This is a genomic window from Pseudomonas neuropathica (assembly GCF_015461835.1).
Lineage (GTDB): Bacteria > Pseudomonadota > Gammaproteobacteria > Pseudomonadales > Pseudomonadaceae > Aquipseudomonas > Aquipseudomonas neuropathica.
The window spans coordinates 1-24,667 of record NZ_JACOPX010000022.1 but is presented as its reverse complement, the minus strand read 5'-3'; the positions used below and the strand labels follow the sequence as shown (position 1 = coordinate 24,667).

The window sequence follows — 24,667 nt, the reverse complement described above, 5'->3', positions numbered from 1 at the left end:
CTTCATCGCAATCCCAATACAAAGCCCGGCCTGATCAGCCGGGCTTTTTCATGTTCACAGCCATCCATTCCCCGACTGGTCACACACAGCCCATTGCGCATACCATGCGGCCACAACTCCAAAACAGACCTCGCCAGCCCATGCTCAAAGCCAGTCTGCGTAGCCACCTCACCCTTTGGTTTGCCGGTTTGTCCCTGCTGACGCTGCTCAGTGTGGGTTTCTACGTCGGCCATATCGCCACTGAACAAATGAAGCAGGCCAGCGGTAATGCGCTGCTCAACACCGCTCGCTCGGCGGCATCGTTGCTGGGTGAACAACTGCGCGAACGCCAGTTGGAGGTGTATCTGCTCAGCCGTGCACCGCATCTGGAGCGTGGCGATCTGGACAACCCGTCCATTCTGAAATCGATGCAACTGCGCACTCAGGCGCGCACCGAGTATGCGTGGATGGGCGTCACTGATGCCGAGGGCAAGGTGCATCAAGCGGTGAACGACTTGCTGGTCGGCCAATCGGTGCAACAACGCCCGTGGTTCCAGGCCGGGATACGCGGTGAGTACACCGGCGATCCCCATGAGGCAGTACTGCTGGCGAAAAAGCTGCCGGCCCTGCCGAGCGGTGAACCGTTGCGCTTCATCGATTTCGCCGCGCCGATCCGCAACGCCGACGGTCAGGTGATTGGCGTACTGGGCGCCCACGCGCACTGGAGTTGGGTAACACGCATTGTCGAGTCGGCGGCGTTCTCGCACAAAAATTCAACGCCGGATATCGAAGCGTTGATCATTGATCACGATGGCAAGGTGCTCTACCCGGAAGCGCTGATGGGGCAACTATTGGCAACCGGCGACAAGGGGCAAGGCTGGACCGCGGGCAACGGCTTCCTCACCAGTGTGGTCACCGTACCGACGCCATCGAGTACGGCGCTGTCGTGGTCGATTGCCGTGCGCCAGCCATTGGAAACCGCGCTGCAACCGGCGCGCCTGCTGATGTACAAACTGCTGATCCTGGGTGTGGTCGCCGCAGTACTGTTCGGCCTGGTGGCCTACTACCTGGCGCTGTACCTGAGCCGACCGATCGAACAACTCGCGCGCTCGGCCCGGCAGGTGCAGAACCAGAAGCCCGGCGCACAATTCCCGCTCCAACACTCGGTGCTGGAAATCGCCCAGCTCGGCCAATCCATTGATGCGATGACGCAATCACTGCTCGGCAAAGAGCGCGAACTGCAAGAGGCCAATGCTTCGCTGGAAGCCACGGTGGCGCAACGCACTGCGGCGCTGACGCAAGCCAACGCCGAACTGCTGAGCCTGGCGACTCACGATGGTTTGACCGGGGTTTACAACCGTCGTCGCTTCGACGAGAAACTTACTGAATACACCCTGTTGTTCCGCCGCACCGGGCGGCCGTTCGCCCTGCTGCTGATCGATGCCGACCACTTCAAGCGCATTAACGACAGCCATGGCCACGCGGTGGGTGACGATGTGCTGCAGCAGTTGGCGCAGTTGATTCAGAGCAGCCTGCGCACCACTGATTTCGTCGCTCGCTACGGCGGCGAAGAGTTCGCCGTGCTGTTGCCGGAAATCGCCAAACCCGACACCCCGGAAGTCGTTGCCGAGAAGATCCGCATGGCGGTCGCCGAAGCTCACTTCCCGGTGATCGGGCAAGTGACGGTCAGCATCGGCGTCGGCCTCGCGGACCCGGCAGACAACAGCCACAACGCACTGATCAAACGCGCCGATCAGCAGCTGTATCAAGCCAAAGCGGCGGGCCGTAACCAAGTGGCGTAATCAGGCCTTCACTGTTTCAAGTGATCGACCAGCTTATTGACCAGCAGATCCGATACATGGCTGAACGCTTTACGCAACGCCTCGGGATCCGTGGCGTATTGCTCCGGTGTATAGGCGATGGTGTTGGCATCGTTGGATACGGAAATAGTGTCGAAATTGCGCCATACCGCCGAGCCGTTGCGTTTGATTTGCGCCGTGGCGCCGATCACCGGGTACAACACGCTACTGAAGTTCTTCAGGCAGAGGCCCCATTGCGAGACCAGAATTTCGACCTCGGCATCGGCTCGCTCACCCTCGCCCACCACCGTAAACAGATGTTCCTGCTGTACGCGCTTTTCGAAGCTTTGCCGGATCAACTGGCTCAGGTCGATGCCATTGGCCTTCATGTTGTTGCGAATCGCCAGAGTGATATCGCCGGTGGCCACGTCCGCCGCTTTCGTCCCTGCCACAGAGCCCGCCCCCGTTAACGCCCCGGCGCCCGCAGTCGAAGCACCGGAGGCCATACCTGCCGCTGCGCCGGCTCCGGCACCCAGGCCCGCGCCCCAGGCCTGCGTCATGCTGGTGTACTGAAAGTTGTCGACGGCGACAAACACCGGCAGCACTTTCACGGTTTTGATTTGCTGGCGGTCTTCAACGCTGAGATCTTTGGTCACGCAACCCGTCAGCAAAATGAGGGCAGCAACAACGACGAATAGCTTTTTCATGTCATTTTTCAATCAGGGACTTGGGTGTCCGGCATATCGCCCGGACACCGCAATACTTGAGTCGCGAAGAAGACGTGGTGGTGACGGTCATGACCCTGGCGGCGGAATCAATCGAGCGTGATGGAGGGGGTTGTCACAGAGAGCATCAACCGACATCGCTGCACCTCAAAAACACGCACGCCCTGTAGGAGCTGCCGAAGGCTGCGCCTACCGTTATTGCGAGAAGGTCTGGAGGTAAGCCAACAGATTGTCGAGCCTCTCCTCATCACTCAGCCCCCAGAAAATCATCCGCGTACCCGGCACCACGCCTTTCGGGTCCTTCAGATAGGCGATCAGCGTCTCGCGATCCCAGGTCACTCCCGAGTTCTTCATCGCATCCGAATACACGTAATTCGCTGACGTACCGGCGGGCCGACCGATGATGCCATTGAGTTGCGGACCGAATCCGGGGCGGGCCGATTCGCCGACCTGATGGCAGCCGCCGCACAGGCGCGGGAAGATCTTCGCGCCGGCTTCGGGGTCGCCTGCGGCGAAGGTGAACGTACTGGACAGGCCAGTGGCGAGCATCAGGGCGAGTGACAGTGCAGCGGTGTTTTTCATCAAGGGTTCCGGATCGGTCTGCATCAGGCCGCGCAAGGGTAGCATTTTGTTTTTACAGGTAAGCGCCAATGATCTTTTTGACTTTGCTCAACGCCTGTCGCAACACGTCTATCTCCACCGAGCCCAACGCCAGGCGAATCGCATGCGGCATATGACCCGCTACCGAAAACGGTTCAGCCGTGGTGACCGAAACCTGCTCGTGCATCAGCTCGACGACAATCTGATCGGCGCGCACGTCTTCCGGCAGCGGCAGCCACAGGAAGTACGACGCCGGGTGGCCAATGCTCGGCAGTCCTTTCAACACTTCCGCCGCCAGCGCCTGCCGCGCCTTGGCGTCGTTGCGCTTCTGTTCTTCAAGCAGCGTCACCGTGCCGTCGTCGAGCCAGCCACAGGCGATGGCGGTCATGACGCCCGGGGTGTTCCACGTCGTGGCGCGGATGATGCGTTCCAGTGCTGGCACCACGTCGGTCGGGGCGGCGATGAAACCGACACGCAGGCCTGTGGCGATGTTTTTCGACAGGCCCGAGACGTACACCGTGCGCTCCGGCGCCAGATCGATCAGCGTACGCGGTGGGCTTTCAACCAAAAAGGCGTAGGCCGCGTCTTCGATTATTGTCAGATCATGTCGCCGGGCAATCGCCACCAACTGCTCGCGCTGCGCCAGCTGCATCACCCAACCCAACGGGTTGTGCAACGTCGGCATGCTGTACACGGCGCGCACCGAGCGGCTGCGACAGAGTTTGTCCAGCGCGGCGAGATCCGGCCCTTGATCACCGAGCGGAATGGCTACGACTTCCAGATGCAGCGCTTCGGCCAGCACCTTGAACCCGGAATAGGTCAGCGCGTCGGCGGCAATCACATCGCCGGGTTTGAGCAGCGCCATCAGCGTGACGGCCAGGCCTTGCTGGGCACCGTTGACGATCAGCACTTGCTCGGCCTCGACCCTCACCCCGCGCGTCAGCAGGTGCCGCGCGACCGATGCACGCTCGTGGCCGCGCCCGGCATGCGGTTGATAACGCAGCAACGCTTCCAGATCGCCGGACAACGCCAATTGGCGCAACGCTGTGCGCAACAAATCCGCCTGACCGGGCAACGACGGGTAATTGAAATTGAGGTCAATCATGCCGACCGCCACGTCTTTCTGATCGATGCCCTGCCCCGGCGACAACGACGTTTCGCGGACAAACGTACCGCGCCCGGTTTCGCCGCTGATCAGGCCCATGGCCTCCAGTTCTGAATACACCCGCGAGGCCGTAACCAGCGCCAACCCTTCCTGAGCCGCTAACTGCCGATGGGTTGGCAACCGTGTACCCGGGGGCAACTGCCCCGAGCGAATGTCCGCCGCATAGGCGTCAACCAGTGTCTTGTAGCGCGAACGTGGCATGCCGGATGTATCCATGACAATTCTTTGATTGTGCTGATTCTCGGTTCTAGCATGACCGCAAGCAACCCACTTCTGAGCGTGAACGGTGATGGAAAGGACTTCGAATCTGACGACCCCGGCACTGGAAAAAACCAGTGGCTGGATCAACGGCTTTATTGGCGTGGTGATCTTCAGCGGCTCACTGCCAGCCACGCGTCTGGCGGTGCTGGAGTTCGATCCGGTGTTTCTCACCGTGGTCCGCGCCGCCATCGCCGGGGTGTTGGCGGTGGCGCTGTTGTGGCTGTTTCGCGAGCGGCGGCCGGCGCGCGATCAGTGGTTGTCGCTGTTGATTGTCGCGATGGGCGTGGTGCTTGGCTTTCCACTGTTGACCGCACTGGCGTTGCAACACGTGACGTCGGCCCATTCGATTGTGTTTGTCGGCCTGCTGCCACTGGCCACGGCGATATTCGCCGTGCTGCGCGGCGGTGAGCGGCCGCGACCGGTGTTCTGGATTTTCTCGATGCTCGGCAGCGCGCTGGTGGTCGGCTTCGCCCTCGCGCAAGGGCTGACGGCCTCGCCCACCGGTGACCTGCTGATGCTCGCCGCTATTCTGGCCTGCGGCCTCGGTTATGCCGAAGGCGCGAAGCTGTCGCGAACCCTTGGCGGCTGGCAGGTGATTTGCTGGGCGCTGGTGCTCGCGCTACCGCTCATGGCGGTGTTGAGCCTGTGGCTGGCGCCCGCCTCGTTCAGCACGGTCAGTCTGTCGGCGTGGCTATGCCTGGGCTATGTGTCGCTGTTCAGCATGCTGATCGGCTTTGTCTTCTGGTATCGCGGTCTGGCTCAGGGCGGAATTGCGGCGGTCGGTCAGTTGCAATTACTGCAGCCGTTCTTCGGCCTAGCGCTGGCGGCGACCCTGCTACATGAACACGTCAGCGTCGGCATGCTCGCGGTGACATTGGGCGTGATCCTGTGTGTGGCCGGGGCGAAGAAATTCGCCAAATGATCTTCAGGCGCCCGCCTTCCACTCGCGCGGGCTGAACCCGGTCTTGCGCCGAAACGCCCGGGCCAGCGCCGAAGGACTTTCGTAACCGACCTCCTCGGCAATCAGCGCAATCGGCTTGCCTTCACGCAAGCGCTTCTGCGCCAGGCTGACGCGCCAGCTCAGCAGATAATCGGCCGGTGTCTGCCCGACGACCCGGCGAAACTGCTCGGCAAACCCGGCGCGGGACAGGTTGGCGACAGACGCCAGATCCGCCACGCTCCACGGTTTTTGCGGTTGCTCGTGCATCAGGTTCAAGGCACGCGACAGGCGTGGATCGGCCAGCCCGGCGATCATCCCCGGTTGTTGTTCGCGACTGCTGATCAAGTGCCGCAGCAACAGAATCACCAGCAGTTCGAACAGGCGATCCATCACCGCCACCCGTCCGCAATGACCTTCGAACGCTTCCTTGAACAGCCACTCCACGGTGTTGCCCAGTTCCGGAATGTCCGTCAGTTTCAGCACCAGATAATCCGGCAGCGCCGCCGCCAGTGCATTGCCGGAACCGCCGTCAAACGTCAGCGATGCGCAGACCAATCGGGTGTCCATGGCTTCGTCGGCGAACATGCGATGGGCGAAGGGTCGGGGGAAAAAGATCAACGAAGGTTCGCTCAGGCGAATCTCGCGTTCACTGCCCGGCTTGAGCAGCAATTCACCGGCCTGCAAAAGATGTACATGCCCCACCTGCTCGTTGTCATGAACGCTGACGCCGCAAAACGCGCCGCTGTGGAACGTACCGGCATTCACGCCGAAATGGCTGAGCAATGTTGAAAGGCGATCCATGGACGACTCCAAGGGCATATCTGGACGATCTGCCGCATATCCTCGACGATTTGCCGCCAATCCACCAGCCTCTCTCAATAACATGACCTCCATCCCCGGCGCACTTCGCACCGGATTTTCGGAGAATCACCATGAGCCGCATCCACGCTATCAGCCTCGAAAACGCCGCCGACGCCAGCCGCCCTGTGCTGGAAGGCGTGAAAAAGAAAATCGGTTTTCTGCCCAACGTCTTCACCACCCTGGCCAAAGCACCGGTGGCCCTCGAAACCTACGTACAAGCCTCGGCGATCCTCGGCAAGACTTCGCTGAGCGCCCAGGAAAAAGAAGCCGTTTACCTCGCCACCTCGCAGGTCAACGGTTGCGATTACTGCCTGGCGGCGCACACTTTGTTTGCCGGCAAGGCCGGGCTCTCGCCGCAAGACATCGTCGCCGCACGTCAGGGCGAACTCAACGCCTACGCCACCCTCGCCCGCCAGTTGACCGAAAGCCGCGGCCACTTGAGTGATGAACAGATCGCCGCCGCCCGCACTGCCGGTATCGACGACGTGAAGATCATTGAAGTGATTGCGCTGGTGGCCGTGCAGAGCCTGACCAACTACCTGAACAATGCGGCGTTGACGGATATCGATTTCCCGGCCATCGATGCCTGATCAAAACCTGACAAACACTGTGACGAGGGCGCTTGCTCCCGCCGGGATGCGCAGCAGCCCCTCAATATTTTGTGGGGCGTTTCGTCTCCGGCGGGAGCCGGCGCCCTTGTCACAAATCGTTTTGTCTCACGCATCGTGCAATGATGTGCGCAGACCTGAATAAAACAGTTTCACTGCGAGCGGGCGTGCTGAAACCAAACACCGCGCGCAAAGGTCTTTCTTCACACGCAGACGCCCGGAAAGACGCGATCCCCATGACAGACTGGTTGCAAGACAACGGCGCGATGGCCGAGCAGATTCGACGCCATGATTGGGCAAGCACCCCGCTGGGTCCGCTGCAAAACTGGCCTGATGTGCTCAAGACTACGGTCTCGCTCAGCCTTGCCTCGCACTTTCCTCAAGCCATCGTTTGGGGGCCAGAACTGATCACCTTGTTCAACGACGCCTTCCTGCCGATTCTCGGCGCTAAACCGAACGCTCTGGGAACACCTTTCAGCAAGATCTGGGAAGAAGCCTGGAGCGAGATCAGCCCGATTGCCGATGCGGCGTACGCCGGGCAAGCCACTTACATCGAAAACTTTGCGCTGACCATCGAACGAGGCAGCGGACCGGAGCAGGCGTTTTTTACCTTCTGCTACAGCCCGATTCGCGACTCGCTTGGCAATGTGGTCGGCATGCTCGATACCGTTACGGAAACCACCCAGACGGTTTTTCTCAACCAGCGCCTGGCCGTGCTTGAGGCGCTCGGCAACGCCGTTGCCAACGCGACCGATGCGCAAGCCATTCTCGCCATCACCACGCGTCTGATGGTCGAGCATCTGCAGCTGTCCAACTGCGCCTACGCCGACATGGACGCCGATGAAGACGGTTTCACCATTCGCGGCGACTGGGCGGCGCCCGGCTCGCCAAGCATCGTCGGCCACTATCAACTGCGCGACTTCGGCGAGAAAGCCGTGACCTTGCTGCGTGCCGGCGAACCGCTGATCATCCATGACAACCGCAGCGAACTGGCCCCTGAAGAATCGGCAACCTTCCAGGCCATCGGCATCACTGCCACCATTTGCGTGCCGTTGATCAAGCAAGGACGACTGACCGCACTGATGGCGGTACACGACAATGTGCCGCGAGCCTGGTCGCGCTTCGAACAGTCGCTGCTGAGCGAAGTCACCGAGCGTTGCTGGGCGCACATCGAACGGGTCCGCGCCGATGCCAACGTGCGTGAAGGCCTGCTGGCGCTGGCGGAACTGAATGCCACGCTGGAACAACGGGTCGAGGAACGCAGCTTGCGGCTGGCCGAAACGGAGTCGGCGCTGCGCCAGTCACAAAAGCTTGAAGCCATCGGCCAGTTGACCGGCGGTGTGGCCCATGATTTCAACAATCTGCTGACCATCATTCGCTCGTCAGCTGATTTCCTGCGCCAGCCCGATCTGCCGCAAGAGCGTCGCCAGCGTTATATGCGCGCGGTTTCCGACACCGTCGAGCGCGCCTCCAGGCTGACCAGCCAGTTACTCGCTTTTGCCCGGCGTCAGCCGCTCAACCCGCAAGTGGTCGATGCGGGCGAACGTTTGGCGAATATCGGTGAAATGCTCGAGTCTGTGACGGGCGCGCAAATTCATGTCAGCGTCGAACGGCCCGAACACCCCTGCTACATCCGCGTCGATCTGAGTCAGTTCGAAACCGCAGTGATCAATATTGCGCTCAACGCCCGTGATGCCATGAATGGCCAGGGCCAACTGAAACTGCGCCTTGAGTGCGACCAGCCACTGCCAGCGATTCGCGGCCATGCCGGCGCCAGCGGCCCGTTTGTGTCCATCGCACTGGCGGACACCGGCGGCGGTATCGATGCGCACACCCTTGAGCATATTTTCGAACCGTTCTTCACCACTAAGGATGTCGGCAAAGGCACAGGGCTGGGGTTATCGCAAGTGTTCGGCTTTGCCAAGCAATCGGGCGGTAATGTCGATGTGTCCAGCCTGGTAGGTCACGGAACGGAGTTCACCCTGTACCTGCCCCAGGTACCGGCCGTTGCGCCGCAGGCCGGCGAAACGTCGGACGAAGGCGAACTGCAGGCGCCGCATGAAAAGCGCCGGGTGCTGGTGGTCGAGGACAATCTGGAGGTTGGCCGCTTTGCCAATCAGATCCTGCAGGATCTGGGCTACGACACGACGTGGGCCACCAACGCCGAAGAAGCCTTGCAACTGGCAGGTGACGACGCAAGGGCTTTCGACGCCGTGTTTTCCGATGTCGTCATGCCCGGCATTACGGGCGTCGCGCTCGCCAGGGAATTGCGCCGTCGCCGCCCGGATCTGCCCGTGATACTGACATCCGGCTACAGTGAAGAACTGGCGCGCTGCGGTCACGAGGGTTTCGAGTTTCTGGCCAAGCCCTACTCGGCCGATCAGGTCTCGCGGATTCTCCGCAAGACCTGGCTCAAGACGTCAGCGACAGTGCCTTCAATCGTGGTCGACACCGGCGCGCTTGAGTAATTTCTTGCAACGCTCGGACAGGTGAAACACCTGCAAATGCTTACCGGCCTTGGCATAGCGCTCGCGCAGAGTCTTTAACGCAGCAATCGCCGAATAATCGACAAAACTCAAATGCCGACAATCCAAAGTCACCCGGGCCGGGTCATTGGCCGGATCAAACTGATTGAGGAACGGCGTAGTCGAAGCAAAAAACAACGTGCCATGCACACGATAAAGCTTGCTGCCGTCAGCTTCCAGATGCTCATCGGCGTACAACTCACGAGCCTGCTGCCAGGCAAAGTTGAGCGCAGCGATGATGATGCCGCACAACACCGCAGTGGCCAGATCAGTGAACACAGTGATGGTAGTCACAGCAATGATCACCAGCACATCATTGAGCGGTACTTTGTTCACCACCCGCAACGACGCCCAGGCAAAAGTCTGCTGCGACACCACAAACATCACACCCACCAGCGCCGCCAGCGGAATACGCTCGATCAGCGGCGACAGAAACAGAATGAACAACAGAATCAGCCCCCCAGCAACCACGCCAGACAAGCGCCCGCGCCCACCGGAACTGAGGTTGATCACGGTCTGGCCGATCATCGCGCAACCGCCCATGCCACCGAATGCGCCCGAGACCATGTTGGCCGCACCGAGCGCCACGCACTCGCGATCCGGATAGCCACGGGTTTCGGTGATTTCGTCGGTCAGGTTCAACGTCAGCAGGGTTTCCAGCAGACCGACCAGCGCCATGAGAATCGCGTAAGGCGCGATGATGCGCAGGGTTTCAAGATTCCACGGGATGTCCGGCAAAGCGAACGTCGGCAAGCCGCCGGCAATGTGCGCCATGTCGCCGAGGGTGCGGGTCGGCAGGCCGAACAGATAGACCAGCAGACCGACGCCAAGGATCGCCACCAGTGCCGGCGGCACCGCTTTCGTCAGACGCGGCAGGATATAGACGATGGCCATGGTCAGCGCCACCAGCCCGGCCATCAGGTACAACGGCGTACCGCTGAGCCAGTCCTCACCGTTCTTGAAATGTTCCAGTTGCGCCAGCGCAATGATGATCGCCAGGCCGTTGACGAAGCCGAGCATCACCGGGTGCGGCACCATGCGCACCAGTTTGCCCAAGCGCAGCAAGCCGAACGCCATCATGATCAAACCGCCGAGCAACACCGTCGCCAGCAAATACTGCACACCGTGCTGCACCACCAGCGCAACGATGACCACCGCCATCGAACCGGCCGCGCCGGAGACCATGCCCGGCCGCCCGCCGAACAGCGCCGTCAGCGTGCAAATGATGAACGCGCCATACAGGCCCATCAGTGGATTGAGGTGCGCCACCAGCGCGAACGCAATGCATTCGGGCAACAGGGCAAACGAAGTGGTGAGTCCGGCCAGGACATCGGCGCGCAGACGAATCGGTTTCATGGCTTACCTGATTGAGCAGCCGTCGAGCGCGACTGCAGGTGTTCGGAGAAAAGAGGGTTGCGGATGTTACGGAATTGTCCGGGATCGGGCCAGTGAACGCTGACACTTGTCGGCTCGGGCTTTATGCTGGCGCGTTCCTGTATCCATTGAGTTGAACATGTCTGCCTTTCTGAGCGCCCGCGAGGTGTGCCAGCGTTTGCGTGAAGCGGCGTTGGGAGTCCTCACTTTCAAAGTCTGCGAGATGCCTGACGAGGCGGGACGGGTCGCGGTCGATATCGAGGGCTGGCACCTGCTGCTGGACTTTGAAGGTAGCCGGTTACATCACTGCGAATTCGCCCGCAATGCTGATGGGCAAGAAGGCGCGCTGGACAGTTGGCAGCGTTACGGTACCGATCCGGTGAGTTTGCTCAGTACCTGGGAATTGGCGCAGATCGAGCAATTGCTCAAAGGGCAAACGAACAAGGTTGCTCAATGATGGCACTCTGCCCATAATTCGCGCCCCCCTCTATTCCCACGCAAGGAACTGCCGTGAAGAAGTCGCTGTTGTTGATCCCGATGCTGGCCCTGCTACTGCAAGGTTGTGGCATGACCATGACTCGCTACGAGCCGAGCTTCGAGAACGTTCAGAAGCTCAAGCAAACCCCGCCGCTGCACGCGATCAGCAATCCTCAGGTCACCGCCGAATCCGGTGAAGGTTCGCTGGTGGTTCGCGCCAACCCGGTGCGCTCGCCGTCCGGCAGCATCCCGGCGCACATTCAGGACGCGATCACTGAAGAACTGCGTAAGGCCGGCCTGCTCGATCCGCAGGCGCAGCGTCAGTTGAAAGTGCTGGTGGTGAAGAACGAACTGTCCGCCGGCATGGGCACGGGCGACGGCAAACTGGCCGCACGCTTCACCCTGCTCAACGGCAACGATGTGGTGTACGACGCCACCAAGAATGTCAGCAGCCAGTGGAGCAGCAGCTTCTTCGGTTTCATTGCGATCCCGAACGCGGTCAACGCCTACAACCCGCTGGTGCGTGACTTGCTGAAAGAACTGTACAGCGATCCACAGTTCATTCAGGCCCTGAAGTAAGGGCAAAAAAAGAGCCGCGATTGCGGCTCTTTTTTTTGCTTCAAACCCGTGGAATACCGGTTTCGAGTGCCGAGTACTTCAGGTTTTTGCTATCAACCATTTGCTTGAGCAACGCGTTGACCTGACGGGTAAAGGTGTCATTTACCGCGTCTTTAGGCGTGTTGGCCATCAGCGGGATGAACCAGATACCGATCCAGGTGCCGACCGCATCGTGGTTGCTCGCGGTGGTCAGGGCCTGACCTTGGCCATCCAAGCCTTCCAGGCTCAAGGTGTACTGATCGGTGCCATACGCCGGGATCACCATCATGCTGAAGCCGCTGATGAAGGCCAGCACCATGGAACCGGCATTCGGCGGATGGTTGTACATTTTCAGACGCAGGCTGTAGTCGCCCGGCTGCTTCTGGAACTCATCCAGGGTGACACGGCCGAACAGGCCCGAATCGGTGAGAATTTTTTGCAGCTGTGGTTTCAACTGATCGCGCGCTTGTGGCACTTCCACGGCGGAGCCGCTTTTCGGTTCGCCCTGATAAAAATCGAAATCCACGTAGACGTTTGGCTTGTTGGCATAGTTGGCCATCGACGGCATGGTGACCGGCGCTACTTCGTCTTTAGTGAAACTGGCACAACCGCCCAGCGCGAGTACCAACCCCAGCGCCAGAATTTTCCCGAATTGCATGATGTCCGTCCCTATGTGTACAAGACCAAATGATGGCATTGAGCCTTCATTGCGAAGGCCGGGCGGATTCTAGAGAGAGCAGCCCTCGGGCGAAAGCCTGAATTGGAGAAATCGGCAAAAAAACTTGCTCAGCCCTGCCGCAAGTCGAGAACGTAGGTGTAATAACCGCTGTCGCGTACGTAGCCGAGGGATTCGTACAAGCCTTGCGCCGTAAGGTTGTCGGTAGCGGTCTCGAGCACCAGCCCCTTCGCACCGCTCGCCAAGGCAAAGTCACGCGCCGTGTTCATCAGCAATCGACCCACCCCGCTCCCACGTGCGGCGGGCGTGGTGAACAGGTCGCTGAGCAGCCAGGTGCGGTGGGCATCGATGGACGAGAACGTCGGATACAACTGCACGAAACCCAGCGCCTCGCCGTGTTCATCCTGCGCGAGAAAAATCGCCGATTCGCTGGCAGCCATGCGTTCAGCGATGAAGGTCCGCGATTGCACAAGGTTCGATGGTTGCTGGTAAAAGCCTCGGTAAGCGTCGAACAACTGCGCCACCGCATCCAGGTGTGTCGCGTCGGCCCGCAGTGCCTGAAGGGTCATGTGCCCGCTCCTTTTCCTGTCAATGATCGAAACAGCATAGCGCCGCCCTTCGAGTGTGCTGGCCTCATCGCTATATAGTTTTGTATATTGCGAAACCAAAATCGCCAGAATCTTTCCATGCCGTCCAGCCAACCTGTGTTGCCATGAGTGCCATCCGCGTACGCAACGAGCAGTTGATCCTCGCCGCTGCCAGCGAGGAATTCGCCGCCAACGGCTTCAACGCGACCCAGACCCGCGATATCGCGGCGCGTGCCGGGGTGCCCAAAGCCAATCTGTATTACTACTTCCAGAGCAAGGAAAACCTCTACAGCAAAGTGCTGCTGGGGTTTGTCGAGCCGCTGCTGGAAGCCTCGGCGGTGCTGCGTGAAAGTGATGATCCGCTGACGGGACTGCGCGCCTACGTGGCCGCACGCATTCGCATCGCCCGCGAACATCCGGCGATTGCCAAGGTATTCAGTGGCGAGTTGCTATTGGGCGGTCGCCAGTTGCCGGATGAGTGCCGCGATCTGTTGCAGGCCGAAGCGCGGCGCAACGTTGAATGTCTGCGCAGCTGGATCGAACGCGGTTTGCTCGCGCCGGTGGATCCGGAGCATTTGATGCTGTTCATCTGGTCGGCAACGCGGACGTACACCAATATCGGCTGGCAGATGGGCCGGATCATGGGGCGCGAAGTGCCGCCGGATGAGGATTATCAAACGGCGGCACAGACGATCACGCGCATGGTGCTGGAGGGCGTGGTCGTAGCGCCGCGGGTGGGCGAGATTCGTGGGGTGTTGTTTGCGACGTGATGGCGCAGTGCTGCGCCGATCAGGGCATGAAGTCTACGGGGAGTTCCAGATGATCTTTCATGCGCTCGTTCCAGTCGTGCAAGGCGCCGGGTAGACGTTTTTTCCATTTCGCAACATCGGTGAAATAGCGCAGGCGCGAGTGTCCGGTGTTGTCGTAGGTAACCAACAAGACCCAGAAATGGCCATCGGCTGACCGCATCACGATGCCGGTGCCACCCAGGCCGCGCATCCACATCTCCCAGACCTGACTACCCGGCACATCAGCGGAAGGTTCAGCGGTCATCAACGAGCCGGACTTTTCCACCAGCGTCTGATAATCAGTGTTGAGCAACGTGTGCAGTGCCTGGTTTTCTTCCGGTGTTTGCGCCAGGCCCAGGCTGAGCATGTCGTAATCCAGCGTCAGCGGTTGCTGCGAAGCGACAAAACGACCGGTGTAGTAGACGCCCAACCCGGCACTGCAATATCCGCCTGCACCCACGATAGAAATATCCAACACACCATTGATGGGGGTGAACAACAGGGTGCACTGGTCTTACGAGTAAACGGCTTTACCGTCCTTGAGTGTGGCAACGCCATCCAGATCACCGGAATTGGCGCCCTCAGCCGCCGTGATGTCGATGCTGATGTGCGTGGGGTCGCGGCGCTGGGTTATGACTGTCGCCGAGGTTGAGGTCCCTGGCGGAATGAGCTGCCAGGTCGCGTCCCAACTGAAGGGCTGGGTGACATGCTCCAACTCGGTCAGGCGCATCAGATACTGACGCTGCAAACAGGCCGTCTGTTCACCGCAGGCGTTGCGACTTTTCAGCCACTGTCGCTGGTCAGACTTGAGGGCTTTGGCATCGGAGACATTAGCCAATGTCGAGTGCCACAGCTTACCCAGCTTCTCATCGAGCAGCGAAATCTGCGGGTCGCCACAGATGGCTTTTTCAGTTTTGCTGGTGGCACTGGTGCAATCAAAACTGCTGGCGTGGGTGATAGAGGCAAACGCAAGGCACATCAGCGCCAAGGCATGACGCCGGGAGATAGCAAACATCGAGAGATTCCATTCTTCGGACGGCCCGCAGTATGCCAGTGCTGCCAGCGGAAATCCCTGATGTACATAGCAATCAGGATTTCGCAATCACTGTAGGAGTGAGCCTGCTCGCGATAGCGTTCGGTCAGACGATGTTGCATCAAATGCCACAGCGCTTTCGCGAGCAGGCTCGCTCCCACAGGGTTTTGTGTGGGTGGTCAGAACGTGATGTCGGCGGCGTGTTTGACGTCGATACGCGCCACCGAGCCAGTCAGATGCGCCAGATCCTTGTTGTGCTCGGCGATGATGTCCTCGGCGCTCATATTGCCGTTGTCGACGGTGGAATGCGCGTCGGCGGCAAGCACTACGTCATAACCCAGCTCATGGGCCCGGCGTACGGTCGCATTGACACAGTAATCGGTTTGCAGACCGCAAATAACCAGTCGTTCGAAGTCTTCACTTGGCAAAAATTTACTCAGGTCAGTCTGGTAAAACGAGTCCCGTGTGGTCTTGCGTACGCGCAAGTCACTGGCGACGGTTAACAGTTCATCAGCCAGTTGCCAGCCTTCGGCACCATGGGCCAACGGGCTGTCCTTTTCTTCATGCTGGATCAGCACCACGGGCACGCCAGCCTGGCGTGCGCGAGCACTGAGACCGTTGATGGTGTCGAGCACGCGCTGAATGTCGTAGCACTGATATTCGCCCGAGCAGAGGGCGCGCTGGACGTCGATGATCAGTAATGCGGTGGTCATGATGAGCCTTCCTTGATCAGTCCTTGAGACAGGGGCGGACGTAAGCCCGCCCCCTTTTTACGCTCCTCAGTAACCCAGTGACAAGCCCGTGTTGCGGCGTGGATCGTTAGCGCCGTAGAAGCGGTTTTTGCCGACCGGCTTACCGCCCAGCGAAGGTGCCCCCACCAGAATCGCGGCGATGTGGTTGGCGTCCTGCGGGCCGGCGAACTTGTGGCCCCAGCTCTCGAGGAGCTTCTTCGTGTCGGGGCTGGCGGCGAAGTCTTCGAGGTTGGTTTCCTCCGGCATCCACTGCTGGTGGAAGCGTGGCGCATCGACCGCCTCCTGCAGGCCCATGCCGTAGTCGATGACGTTGAGCATGGTCAGCAAAGTCGCCGTGATAATACGGCTGCCGCCCGGTGTACCGACCACCATCACCACTTTGCCATCCTTGGTGACAATGGTCGGGCTCATCGACGACAGCGGTGCCTTGCCCGGAGCAATCGCATTGGCTTCGCCCTGCACCAGGCCGTACATGTTCGGCACGCCGACCTTGGAGGTGAAGTCGTCCATTTCATCGTTGAGGATCACCCCGGTCTTGCTCGCCATCACGCCCGCGCCGAACCAGTCATTGAGGGTGTAAGTGACCGACACCGCATTGCCCCACTTGTCGACGATCGAATAGTGGGTGGTGTTGCTGCCTTCATGGGGGGCTACGCCGGGTTTGAGTTCAGCCGACACGCCGGCCTTTTGCGGCTGGATGGCGTCGCGCAGTTTGGTCGCGTAGTTCTTGTCCAGCAGATGCTCGATCGGGTTTTTGACGAAATCCGGATCACCCAGGTAGCTGTTTCGATCAACATAGGCGTGGCGCATGGCTTCGATCTGATAATGCATGCCCTGAGCCGAATGGAAGCCCAGGTCCTTCATCGGATAGCCTTCGAGGATGTTCATGATCTGGCAGATCACCACCCCGCCAGAGCTTGGTGGCGGCGCCGAAACCACATGGTAACCACGGTAGTCGCACTCCACCGGAGCCAGTTCGCGGGTCTTGTATTTATCGAGGTCAGCCTGGGTGATGATGCCTTTGTTGGCCTGGCTGGAGGTGACGATGGCGTCGGCGACCCAGCCTTTATAGAAGCCGTCGGCGCCTTTTTCGGAAATGGTCCGCAGGGTTTTGCCGAGATCCTTCTGCACCAGTTTCTGCCCGACCTGCATCGGCTCGCCGTTATGCAGGAAGATCGAGCCGGAGTCGCGCATGTCCTTCTTGAACACGTCGGTGGCGTACTCCAGCAACTCGACGTCACCCTGCTCCAGCGCAAAACCGTCTTCTGCCAGTTTGATCGCCGGCGCAATCATCTCCTTGCGCGGCTTGGTCCCGTATTTACTCAGTGCCAGTTCCATGCCCGAAACCGTGCCCGGCACGCCCACCGCCAGGTGGCCACGGGTACTCAAGTCGGGAATGACGTTGCCTTCCTTGTCGAGGTACATGTTGGCAGTGGCCGCCAGTGGTGCTTTCTCACGAAAATCGAGGAAGGTCTTGCGCCCGTCTGCCAGTTGAATGGTCATGAAGCCGCCTCCGCCCAGGTTGCCTGCTGCGGGATAGACCACCGCCAGCGCGTAACCCACGGCGACCGCCGCATCGACGGCATTACCGCCACTTTTCAATACGTCGACGCCCACATGGGTGGCCAGATGTTGCGCAGTGACCACCATGCCGTTTTCGGCGGCAACCGGTGCGACTGACGCCGCGTGAGCCATGAGACAGCTGAGTGCCAGTGAGGTCGCTATCAGCGATTTGGCCAAAGGTTCGTACTTCATGAGTCGATCTCTTTTTTTGTTTTCAGGGTCTGTGCAAAACAGAGGGAGGAACGCTGCAAGAGCACCAAGCAGTATGGTCGGCTTTGCGTATTGCGCCTCCCCGATCAGGCAGTATGCTGGGCGCTGTTGCCGCCCTGATCCGGAGTCTGCCGTCATGTCTTACACGTTCATCACCCTGCCCTCGCCCGTCGGCGAGCTGAAGCTGGTCGCGAACGGCTCACGACTGGCGGCCATCCTCTGGGAAAACGACAAACCGAACCGCGTGCGCCTCGGGCCGATGAGCGAGGCACCCGACAATCCGATCCTGATTCGAACCGCTCGACAACTTGAAGAATATTTTTCCGGGACGCGTGACTGTTTTGATCTGGAACTGGATTTCGCTGGCACCGACTTTCAGAAAAAGGTCTGGACGGCGCTGCTGACCATTCCATTCGGCGAGACGCGGACCTACAGCCAGATTGCCGAACAGATAGGCAATCCCAGCGCCGTACGGGCAGTGGGCGCAGCGAACGGACGCAATCCGATCTCCATTGTCGCGCCGTGTCATCGGGTGATTGGCGCGTCAGGAAAGCTGACCGGATTTGCCGGTGGGCTCGAGGCTAAAGAGCGCTTGCTGACCCTGGAGGGTGGTCAGTGGTCGCAAATTGGCAAAACCGGCGAACTGTTCTGAATCAAGCGCCGAACAGGTTATTCATCGCCGCATACTGCAACAGCATGATGGTCTTGGCGTCGCAGATCTCACCGCGCTGAAACGCCGCCAACGCGTCATCGAATCGCCACTCCAGCACTTCTAACTCTTCGGTCTCTTCTTCCAGTCCACCGCCCTCGCCGACCTTCGATGCCGAGTCGTATTCGGCAATGAAAAAATGCAGCTTCTCAGTCACCGAACCGGGACTCATGTAAGCCTCGAACACCTTCTTCACATCATGAACGCGATAACCGGTTTCTTCCTCCGCTTCATCGCGAATCCGCTGCTCCGGCGCCGCGCCTTCGAGCAACCCGGCCGCCACCTCGATCAGCAATCCGTCATGACCATTGACGAACACCGGTAAACGGAACTGCCGGGTCAGCACCACCGTGCGCTGCTCGCGGTTGAACAACAGAATGGCCGCGCCATTGCCGCGGTCGTAAACCTCACGGGTCTGACGCTGCCACTCGCCATTGTTGCGGTGATAATCGAAGGTGATTTTCTTCAGCAAATACCAGTCATGGGACAACACTTGAGTGTCGACGATGTTGACCCGCTCGGCTGTGTTGGACATGACGCTTGATCCTTTTCATTGAAGGCCCCTGGGTAGGTAAAAGCCCTTTTTTGTGAACGAAAAAACGAAACCCTATACCGCCCCACAAACTATGTCGAAACATCCTACAGACATCACCTACTCGCCCGACTTCTTTCCTGATTGATCCCCCGCAAAGTCCCCGCACCTTTTTGATGTGCGCGAGAGACTGCGAATGCTTCCAACCGATCAGCTGCTGGCCCTGAACAACAGCATCGGCCTGCTCGTTGTTGCTGCTTTGAATCCCGACGAGCCGGACTTCGAACACCTGATCCGCGAATTCCGCCTGTGCCTGAACAACTACGACGCCTGGGCCGAGCAGTTCTGGACCGGGACGGCGCTGGATGTCGAGCAGGTCTTCACTGTCGGCAACGACGTGCGCCTCAGCGCGCCGATCAAGTCGCGCCAACTCAGTTCATCGGTGGTCATGTGCTCGGCCAGCGGGGCGTTGACGCTGGTGCACATGTTCGAGGCCGCGCGGTTTGTGCCGATCGGCAACACCCCGGTAACCCTCGAACCGGTGCTTGCCGATGTCGGCGGTGTGCTGACTTTCGGTGAGCCGCTGCGTTACACCATCGGCCCCAGCGGCATTCTGGAGGTGACTGATTGCGATCGGGGCCAGCGTTATCGCATCACCTTCTTTCCCGATGTGTCCACCGACCATGTGCGTGCGCTGTATGCCTCTTATGAAAGTGTCATTGCAGGCCTGGAGGGCTGGTTGCGCGCTGAATGGGCCGGGGTTCAGCCGCAGTGGACGGAGTTTTCCAGCGCCGGGTTTCTTGAACGTTACGGTCAGTTGCAACAAGCCGATTGGCGTGGATTCGAGCAAGCCCTGAATGGCGTCTGGGACGACATCAAACAGCTATTCGCCCTGCTCGCCGACTTGCAGGCCAACAGTGAAAAGTTGCTGGAATACCTCAGCGAGGCCGAGCTTGAGGCGTTATTGAATGCCTCCAGCGACGCCATCGCCAACGGCCTGTTGATCCTCAGTGACGAACCGCTGCTGTTCATTCATCTGGCCGCGTTCACCAGTTGGCTGAAGATGCTGCCGCCGCAACATTTGGCCGAAGTGGTCGCCGAAGTGCGTGCCGAACTGCTGATCGGTTTTCTGCTGACGGCGTTGTCGGGTGGCGTCGGCGTGCCACTGCGCTTGAGCAGCAAGGCGTTGGCGAAGATCAAGTCGCCGCGGGCGCGCGAGTGGCTGGCGGCGTCGGCGTTGCGACTCGCGGAGCTGACGTCCGCACCGGAACTGAACAAACACGCGAGCACCTTGCGGCCGTTGATGCTTCACGCGCGCGAAGTCGAGTTGAAACCGACGCCGTCGATACCGCTGAACATTCGTCAGGCCGATTCGCTGGTGTTGACGGTGCCGAATCCGGCGCCACTGGCGCGGGACAAGTCTGGCGCTTCGAGCCGGTTGCAACGGCATGAGCCGCATGACGACTCACCGGATCAGGCGAAAAACCCCAACGGCGACAGCGCCGATTGTGTGTCGCGTACCTGCACCAACGGCTGCCCGGTGTCGATGGTCACCGGCGAAGAACTGCTGACCTTGAGCGATGCAGTGCTCGATGGCGTGTTGCCGTTTGAGTTCACCCGGTTGTATCGCTCCAGCGCCGTCGAGATCGATGTTGGGTTGGGGTTTGGCTGGAGTCATTCGCTGGCGCATCGGCTGGAGTTTTTCGCCGATGAGGTTGTTTGGGTCGATCACGAAAACCGTCGCACCCGTTTTCCGTTGCCCAGTGCTGCACGACCGGCTATTCACAACAGCCTGTCGCGGGCGGCGATCTTTCTGGGCGATGAGCCGGAAGAGCTGATCCTCGCGCTGGCCGGGGAAACGGCGCGGTTCTATCACTTTCGCGCGGGACGGCTGACAGCGATCAGCGATGCCTATGGCAATCGTCTGACCGTGCAGCGCGATCGCTCTGACCGGGTGCAGCGACTGGACAACGGCGCCGGGCGTTCGCTGCTGTTGCGCTATGACCGCGCGCAGTTGCTGGGTGTTGATTATCAGGTGTTTCGCGACGGTGCCTGGGGCACCGAACAGGCGCTGGTCAGTTACCGCTACGACGCCTACCGGCACCTGATCGAAGCGATCAACGCCGTCGGTGACAGCGAGCGTTACGACTACGACGACGCTCACGTGATCCTGCAGCGGCAACTGGCCGGCGGTGCGAGCTTCTTCTGGGAGTGGGAGCGCTCAGGCAAGGCTTCTCGCTGTGTCAGGCATTGGGCGTCGTTTTCGCAGATGGACACGCGCTACGTCTGGGCGGAGGACGGCAGCGTCGCAGTGCATTACCTCGACGGCACCGAAGAAACGTACGTCCACGACGAACGTGCGCGGCTGGTGCGTAAAGTCTCGGCGGATGGTGGTGAACAGCTCAAGGCCTATGACTCATCGGGTCGCTTGATCGCCGAGCAGGATGCCTTGGGCGCGGTCACCGAATACCGCTACGACGAGGTCGGACGGCTGATAGCGCTGATTCCACCGGATGAAGCGCCAACGTCCTACGAGTATCGCAACGGTTTCCTTTTTCGGCGTTCGCGCGGTGACGCCGTGTGGATCTACCGGCGCAATGCCGAGGGCGATGTCACCGAAGCGGTCGACCCCGACGGGCAGGTCACCCATTACTACTACGACACCCGAGGTCAGTTGCTGTCGATCCGTTATCCGGACAGCAGCCGCCATCGGCTGGTCTGGAACAGCCTCGGCCAGTTGACCGAAGAAACCTTGCCCGACGGTGGCGTACGGCGCTTTTCCTACGATGCACTGGGGCGGCGGACCACGACCGCAGACGAACACGGTGCAGTCACCCGTCAGCATTGGGACGCCGTTGGCCGACTGATTCAGACGACATTTCCTGACGGTAGCACCCGCGCCTACAGCTACGGCGCCTACGGTCAGGTCACCGCCGAGCGCGATGAGCTGGGGCGCATCACCCGCTACGAATACGACGATGACCTGCATCTGGTCTCGCGGCGAATCAACCCCGACGGCACGCGGGTGCAGTACCGCTACGACCATGCGCAGCTATTGCTCACCGAGATCGAAAACGAGTCCGGGGAAAAATACCGGCTGGACTACACGCCGACCGGGTTGATTCGTCAGGAAAGCGGTTTTGACGGCCGGCGCACGGCGTACACCTATGACCTCAACGGCCATCTGCTGGAAAAGACCGAGTTCGGTGATGACGGCTCTTGTTTGCTCACCGCTTATAAGCGCGATGCAGCCGGGCGTCTGCTGGTCAAAACCCTGCCCGACGGGATCAAGGTCAGTTATCAGTACGACCGCCTCGGCCGTCTGATCGGGGTCGACGACGGCCAGCAACACCCGCTGGCCTTCGAGTACGACCGTCAGGACCGGCTGATCACCGAGCATCAGGGCTGGGGCACCCTGCGTTACCGCTACGACGCCTGCGGCCAGCTCAAGCGCATGCGCCTGCCGGACAACAGCGTGCTCGACTACCGCCACGCCAAGGGTGGCGCGCTGACCGACATCGACCTCAACGGCACGCCGCTGACTCGTCACGTCTACCAGTCCGGTCGCGAACGGCAACGCCAGCAGGGTCTGCTGCTCAGCGAATATTCCTACGACGATCAGGGACGCTTACTCGCCCACGCCGTAGGCCATCAGCGCGATGCGTTGTACCGCCGCGATTATGCCTACAGCGCCAATGGCAATCTCGCGCACATTGCCGACAGCCGCCACGGCCAGCGCACCTACGGCTACGACGCCCTCGACCGCCTCATCCGCGTCCGCCACTCACGCGACGAACTGCCGGAAAGCTTCGCCCACGACCCGGCCGGCAACCTGCTGATGCAGGACCGCCCCGGCCCCAGCCAGATCAAAGGCAATCGCCTGCTCATGCAGGGCGACCGTCATTACGACTACGACGCCTTCGGCAACCTGATCCGCGAACGCCGTGGCCGCGCGCAGACCCTGGTCACCGAATACCGCTACGACAGCCAGCACCGCCTGATCGGCCTGACCCGCCCCGACGGCCAGACTGCGTCTTACAAGTACGACGCCTTCGGCCGGCGTATCCGCAAAACCGTCAACGGCGAGACCACCGAGTTCTTCTGGCAAGGCGATCACCTCGTCGCCGAAAGCAGCGAAAGCGAATACCGCAGCTACGTCTACGAACCCGGCAGCTTCCGCCCGCTGGCGCTGCTCGACGGCAAAGGCCCGAAAAAAGCCTGCCCGTTTTATTACCAGCTCGACCACCTCGGCACCCCGCAAGAACTCACCGACTACAGCGGCGACATCGTCTGGTCCGCGCAATACGACGCCTACGGCAAAGTCGCCGCACTGACCCTGGCCGGCGAGGACTACCTGAACCAGCCGCTGCGCTTTCAGGGGCAGTACTTCGACGGGGAAAGCGGGCTGCATTACAACCGACACCGGTACTACGACCCGCGGCTGGGACGGTATCTGACGCCGGATCCGATCAAGCTGGCCGGTGGGTTGAATCAGTACCAGTACGTGCCGAATCCGACGGGGTGGGTGGATCCGTTGGGGTTGAATTCCAACTGTCCGCCGCCGAATAAGCCTGGGTGTGAGGTGCCGGGTGGAAGTGAGGGGATTACGGTTGATGAAGGAGAGCCGAAACTACCGAACATTGCTCACAATATAGATCCAAAAACTTTAAAGCGAGTACATACAATAGAGGGAAAAACCTCAACCAAGACAGTCGAGGATTATAAAAATAAAATGCGCAACGGATACGATCCAACAGATCCCATCAAGGTCATAGAACATGACGGCAACCTATATATTCTGGACGGACACCATCGCGCAGCAGCTGCACGACAAACTTCGACTAATGTGACAATCCAACTCATAACCGATCTCAAAGCGTATAACGGAGCGCTAAGAAGCATTGAAGATGTATTAGAGTCAGCAAACAATGTGGGCCTGGACAGATTGGAGCACCGGAGAAGAAGATGAGCGACCAAAATGAAACTTTGGACATCCTGATAAATGACTTCATCTCCATGGTGGAGTCCAGCACCCTGATATTTCAGCGCAAATTTGGCACTCGAGACATTCGAAGGCTTTGGTATACCAAGGTAATAAAGCGACGCGGGAGAGTCACTCGAGGCGTTAAATATGAATTGCATGGTATTGGCTGCCGCATCAATTTATCGACAGGAAGCGTAGATTTTGACTATGGCCCCAACGGTGAAATCAATGGATTTGATACTTGGCGCCTATACAACTTTGCCCGTGAAAGACCCTCTAAACATAGAAAATATTGCGATGAAGAAACCATTAAAAAAGAACTCAAAGAATATATAGAGCTAAAAAAAATCAAAAAAATGTCAGGCATAAGTAACCTGTATGTATTGGCTGACTCAAAAGAAACCGATTAGACACGAATCGAGTAGGAGGCGGATTCACATCCGCCGTCCTCTCACACCACCGTACATACGGTTCCGTATACGGCGGTTCAAGTTATGCGGTTAAGCCGGTTTATCGTATCCAGTATCGAGACCAGTCCGAGTCGATCCCACAGCTTCTTCGGCAGCGCCTGATTCATATGTGGCGCTCCTGAGTTCCACCATGGGCCTCGGCCATTGACTGCCGATTTCCACGCCCGCACCTCACCGAGTCCCAGACGCATCAAGTTGCGCGCCCTCGTAGAGGGCCGCTTCCATTGACGCCAGATGACACAGCGAAGCTTATGACGTACCAGCCATCCAACTCCTCAAGCGGTCGCTTGCTCTGGCTTAGCTTGAAGTAGCCAGCCCAACCACGCAGCACGGGGTTTATCCGCTCGATGACAGTCGCCATCTTGTGGCCCCGCGCTCCGCGCAGCAGGTCTCTGAGTCGGTCGCGCAAGCGACCCAAGCTCATCGTCGCCACTCGCAGCCTCGGCTGTTGG

General features: G+C 59.8%; 22 protein-coding genes and 1 pseudogene. 10 read left to right on the top strand and 13 right to left on the bottom strand.

Translation table 11 applies throughout. From position 1 onward, the window contains the following. Positions 1–140 precede the first annotated feature (140 nt). On the top strand, positions 141–1,781 hold the full coding sequence (locus tag H8F23_RS26035) for a sensor domain-containing diguanylate cyclase (RefSeq protein WP_194936286.1): 1,641 nt from the start codon (positions 141–143) through the stop codon (positions 1,779–1,781). An 8-nt stretch (positions 1,782–1,789) separates the two neighbouring features. On the opposite strand, the gene H8F23_RS26030 is transcribed toward H8F23_RS26035, so the two are convergent. The 3 genes from H8F23_RS26030 to H8F23_RS26020 form a co-directional block, all read right to left on the bottom strand. Continuing rightward, positions 1,790–2,485 carry a hypothetical protein gene (locus tag H8F23_RS26030; RefSeq protein WP_194936285.1) on the bottom strand — a complete coding sequence of 232 codons (696 nt, stop codon included), beginning with the start codon at positions 2,483–2,485 and terminating at the stop codon, positions 1,790–1,792. 213 nt (positions 2,486–2,698) lie between these two features. Then, on the bottom strand, positions 2,699–3,085 hold the full coding sequence (locus H8F23_RS26025; RefSeq protein WP_194936284.1) for a c-type cytochrome: 387 nt from the start codon (positions 3,083–3,085) through the stop codon (positions 2,699–2,701). A gap of 52 nt (positions 3,086–3,137) precedes the next feature. Next, on the bottom strand, positions 3,138–4,469 hold the full coding sequence (locus H8F23_RS26020) for an aminotransferase-like domain-containing protein (RefSeq protein ID WP_194936283.1): 1,332 nt from the start codon (positions 4,467–4,469) through the stop codon (positions 3,138–3,140). Between the two features lie 88 nt (positions 4,470–4,557). Between H8F23_RS26020 and H8F23_RS26015 the strand changes: the two genes are divergently transcribed. Beyond that, positions 4,558–5,451, top strand: a complete 894-nt coding sequence (locus H8F23_RS26015) for a DMT family transporter (RefSeq protein ID WP_194936282.1) — start codon at positions 4,558–4,560, stop codon at positions 5,449–5,451. Between the two features lie 3 nt (positions 5,452–5,454). Here H8F23_RS26015 and H8F23_RS26010 read toward each other — a convergent pair whose 3' ends face one another. Beyond that, positions 5,455–6,270, bottom strand: coding sequence for an AraC family transcriptional regulator (locus tag H8F23_RS26010; protein WP_194936281.1), 816 nt, complete (start codon positions 6,268–6,270; stop codon positions 5,455–5,457). A 131-nt stretch (positions 6,271–6,401) separates the two neighbouring features. On the opposite strand from H8F23_RS26010, the gene H8F23_RS26005 reads away from it, so the two are divergent. Both H8F23_RS26005 and H8F23_RS26000 read left to right on the top strand, forming a co-directional pair. Next, entirely contained in the window at positions 6,402–6,920 is a 519-nt protein-coding gene (locus tag H8F23_RS26005) for a carboxymuconolactone decarboxylase family protein (RefSeq protein ID WP_194936280.1), read from the top strand. 254 nt (positions 6,921–7,174) lie between these two features. Further along, complete coding sequence (locus tag H8F23_RS26000) at positions 7,175–9,406, top strand: GAF domain-containing protein (protein WP_194936279.1); 2,232 nt, start codon at positions 7,175–7,177, stop codon at positions 9,404–9,406. Here the strand turns inward: H8F23_RS26000 and H8F23_RS25995 are convergent. After that, complete coding sequence (locus H8F23_RS25995) at positions 9,374–10,819, bottom strand: SulP family inorganic anion transporter (RefSeq protein ID WP_194936278.1); 1,446 nt, start codon at positions 10,817–10,819, stop codon at positions 9,374–9,376. The two genes, H8F23_RS26000 and H8F23_RS25995, sit on opposite strands and share 33 nt — an antisense overlap. A gap of 157 nt (positions 10,820–10,976) precedes the next feature. Here H8F23_RS25995 and H8F23_RS25990 point away from each other — a divergent pair, with 157 nt between their 5' ends. Together H8F23_RS25990 and H8F23_RS25985 are read left to right on the top strand one after the other, a co-directional pair. Next, positions 10,977–11,294, top strand: coding sequence for a DUF7693 family protein (locus H8F23_RS25990; RefSeq protein WP_038365173.1), 318 nt, complete (start codon positions 10,977–10,979; stop codon positions 11,292–11,294). Positions 11,295–11,347: 53 nt separating this feature from the next. Further along, positions 11,348–11,893 (top strand): hypothetical protein, encoded by a 546-nt coding sequence (locus H8F23_RS25985; RefSeq protein WP_194936277.1) that lies wholly within the window; start codon positions 11,348–11,350, stop codon positions 11,891–11,893. Between the two features lie 40 nt (positions 11,894–11,933). Here the strand turns inward: H8F23_RS25985 and H8F23_RS25980 are convergent, their stop codons facing one another. Then, positions 11,934–12,569: a hypothetical protein gene (locus H8F23_RS25980; protein WP_194936276.1), complete on the bottom strand. Its 636-nt coding sequence runs from the start codon at positions 12,567–12,569 to the stop codon at positions 11,934–11,936. 128 nt (positions 12,570–12,697) lie between these two features. Then, positions 12,698–13,156 carry a GNAT family N-acetyltransferase gene (locus tag H8F23_RS25975; protein ID WP_194936275.1) on the bottom strand — a complete coding sequence of 153 codons (459 nt, stop codon included), beginning with the start codon at positions 13,154–13,156 and terminating at the stop codon, positions 12,698–12,700. A 143-nt stretch (positions 13,157–13,299) separates the two neighbouring features. Between H8F23_RS25975 and H8F23_RS25970 the strand changes: the two genes are divergently transcribed. Further along, positions 13,300–13,944 (top strand): TetR/AcrR family transcriptional regulator, encoded by a 645-nt coding sequence (locus H8F23_RS25970; RefSeq protein WP_194936274.1) that lies wholly within the window; start codon positions 13,300–13,302, stop codon positions 13,942–13,944. Positions 13,945–13,963: 19 nt separating this feature from the next. Here H8F23_RS25970 and H8F23_RS29005 read toward each other — a convergent pair whose 3' ends face one another. From H8F23_RS29005 to ggt, 4 genes are all read right to left on the bottom strand, one after another. Then, complete coding sequence (locus H8F23_RS29005) at positions 13,964–14,422, bottom strand: hypothetical protein (protein ID WP_228759384.1); 459 nt, start codon at positions 14,420–14,422, stop codon at positions 13,964–13,966. A 54-nt stretch (positions 14,423–14,476) separates the two neighbouring features. Continuing rightward, complete coding sequence (locus H8F23_RS29000; RefSeq protein ID WP_228759383.1) at positions 14,477–14,977, bottom strand: lysozyme inhibitor LprI family protein; 501 nt, start codon at positions 14,975–14,977, stop codon at positions 14,477–14,479. Positions 14,978–15,174: 197 nt separating this feature from the next. Beyond that, complete coding sequence (locus tag H8F23_RS25960; RefSeq protein WP_194936273.1) at positions 15,175–15,708, bottom strand: cysteine hydrolase family protein; 534 nt, start codon at positions 15,706–15,708, stop codon at positions 15,175–15,177. Between the two features lie 66 nt (positions 15,709–15,774). Continuing rightward, positions 15,775–17,502, bottom strand: coding sequence for a gamma-glutamyltransferase (gene ggt / locus H8F23_RS25955; RefSeq protein ID WP_093441230.1), 1,728 nt, complete (start codon positions 17,500–17,502; stop codon positions 15,775–15,777). A gap of 154 nt (positions 17,503–17,656) precedes the next feature. Between ggt and H8F23_RS25950 the strand changes: the two genes are divergently transcribed. Continuing rightward, a complete protein-coding gene (locus tag H8F23_RS25950; protein WP_038365155.1) occupies positions 17,657–18,172 on the top strand; it encodes a methylated-DNA--[protein]-cysteine S-methyltransferase in 516 nt (171 codons plus the stop codon). A 1-nt stretch (position 18,173) separates the two neighbouring features. Here H8F23_RS25950 and H8F23_RS25945 read toward each other — a convergent pair whose 3' ends face one another. Then, a complete protein-coding gene (locus H8F23_RS25945) occupies positions 18,174–18,764 on the bottom strand; it encodes an NUDIX domain-containing protein (RefSeq protein ID WP_194936272.1) in 591 nt (196 codons plus the stop codon). A 193-nt stretch (positions 18,765–18,957) separates the two neighbouring features. On the opposite strand from H8F23_RS25945, the gene H8F23_RS29405 reads away from it, so the two are divergent. Beyond that, on the top strand, positions 18,958–23,730 hold the full coding sequence (locus H8F23_RS29405) for an RHS repeat-associated core domain-containing protein (RefSeq protein ID WP_194936271.1): 4,773 nt from the start codon (positions 18,958–18,960) through the stop codon (positions 23,728–23,730). Continuing rightward, positions 23,727–24,155 carry a DUF6896 domain-containing protein gene (locus tag H8F23_RS25935; protein ID WP_194936270.1) on the top strand — a complete coding sequence of 143 codons (429 nt, stop codon included), beginning with the start codon at positions 23,727–23,729 and terminating at the stop codon, positions 24,153–24,155. Before H8F23_RS29405 ends, H8F23_RS25935 begins: the two co-directional genes overlap by 4 nt. A gap of 77 nt (positions 24,156–24,232) precedes the next feature. Here H8F23_RS25935 and H8F23_RS25930 read toward each other — a convergent pair. After that, a pseudogene (locus tag H8F23_RS25930) lies at positions 24,233–24,667 on the bottom strand (group II intron maturase-specific domain-containing protein); the annotation flags it as partial.

Excerpts from the sequence above, each read along its gene's own strand:
- H8F23_RS26010 (WP_194936281.1), bottom strand. The coding sequence starts at position 6,270 with ATGGATCGCCTTTCAACATTGCTCAGCCATTTCGGCGTGAATGCCGGT.
- H8F23_RS26020 (WP_194936283.1), bottom strand. The coding sequence starts at position 4,469 with ATGCCACGTTCGCGCTACAAGACACTGGTTGACGCCTATGCGGCGGAC.
- H8F23_RS25950 (WP_038365155.1), top strand. The coding sequence starts at position 17,657 with ATGTCTTACACGTTCATCACCCTGCCCTCGCCCGTCGGCGAGCTGAAG.
- H8F23_RS25960 (WP_194936273.1), bottom strand. The coding sequence starts at position 15,708 with ATGACCACCGCATTACTGATCATCGACGTCCAGCGCGCCCTCTGCTCG.
- H8F23_RS29000 (WP_228759383.1), bottom strand. The coding sequence starts at position 14,977 with ATGTTTGCTATCTCCCGGCGTCATGCCTTGGCGCTGATGTGCCTTGCG.
- H8F23_RS25975 (WP_194936275.1), bottom strand. The coding sequence starts at position 13,156 with ATGACCCTTCAGGCACTGCGGGCCGACGCGACACACCTGGATGCGGTG.
- H8F23_RS26015 (WP_194936282.1), top strand. The coding sequence starts at position 4,558 with ATGGAAAGGACTTCGAATCTGACGACCCCGGCACTGGAAAAAACCAGT.
- H8F23_RS25945 (WP_194936272.1), bottom strand. The coding sequence starts at position 18,764 with ATGTCCAACACAGCCGAGCGGGTCAACATCGTCGACACTCAAGTGTTG.
- H8F23_RS29405 (WP_194936271.1), top strand. The coding sequence starts at position 18,958 with ATGCTTCCAACCGATCAGCTGCTGGCCCTGAACAACAGCATCGGCCTG.
- H8F23_RS26025 (WP_194936284.1), bottom strand. The coding sequence starts at position 3,085 with ATGAAAAACACCGCTGCACTGTCACTCGCCCTGATGCTCGCCACTGGC.
- H8F23_RS26005 (WP_194936280.1), top strand. The coding sequence starts at position 6,402 with ATGAGCCGCATCCACGCTATCAGCCTCGAAAACGCCGCCGACGCCAGC.
- H8F23_RS26000 (WP_194936279.1), top strand. The coding sequence starts at position 7,175 with ATGACAGACTGGTTGCAAGACAACGGCGCGATGGCCGAGCAGATTCGA.
- ggt (WP_093441230.1), bottom strand. The coding sequence starts at position 17,502 with ATGAAGTACGAACCTTTGGCCAAATCGCTGATAGCGACCTCACTGGCA.
- H8F23_RS25970 (WP_194936274.1), top strand. The coding sequence starts at position 13,300 with ATGAGTGCCATCCGCGTACGCAACGAGCAGTTGATCCTCGCCGCTGCC.
- H8F23_RS26035 (WP_194936286.1), top strand. The coding sequence starts at position 141 with ATGCTCAAAGCCAGTCTGCGTAGCCACCTCACCCTTTGGTTTGCCGGT.
- H8F23_RS25980 (WP_194936276.1), bottom strand. The coding sequence starts at position 12,569 with ATGCAATTCGGGAAAATTCTGGCGCTGGGGTTGGTACTCGCGCTGGGC.
- H8F23_RS25995 (WP_194936278.1), bottom strand. The coding sequence starts at position 10,819 with ATGAAACCGATTCGTCTGCGCGCCGATGTCCTGGCCGGACTCACCACT.
- H8F23_RS26030 (WP_194936285.1), bottom strand. The coding sequence starts at position 2,485 with ATGAAAAAGCTATTCGTCGTTGTTGCTGCCCTCATTTTGCTGACGGGT.
- H8F23_RS25990 (WP_038365173.1), top strand. The coding sequence starts at position 10,977 with ATGTCTGCCTTTCTGAGCGCCCGCGAGGTGTGCCAGCGTTTGCGTGAA.
- H8F23_RS25935 (WP_194936270.1), top strand. The coding sequence starts at position 23,727 with ATGAGCGACCAAAATGAAACTTTGGACATCCTGATAAATGACTTCATC.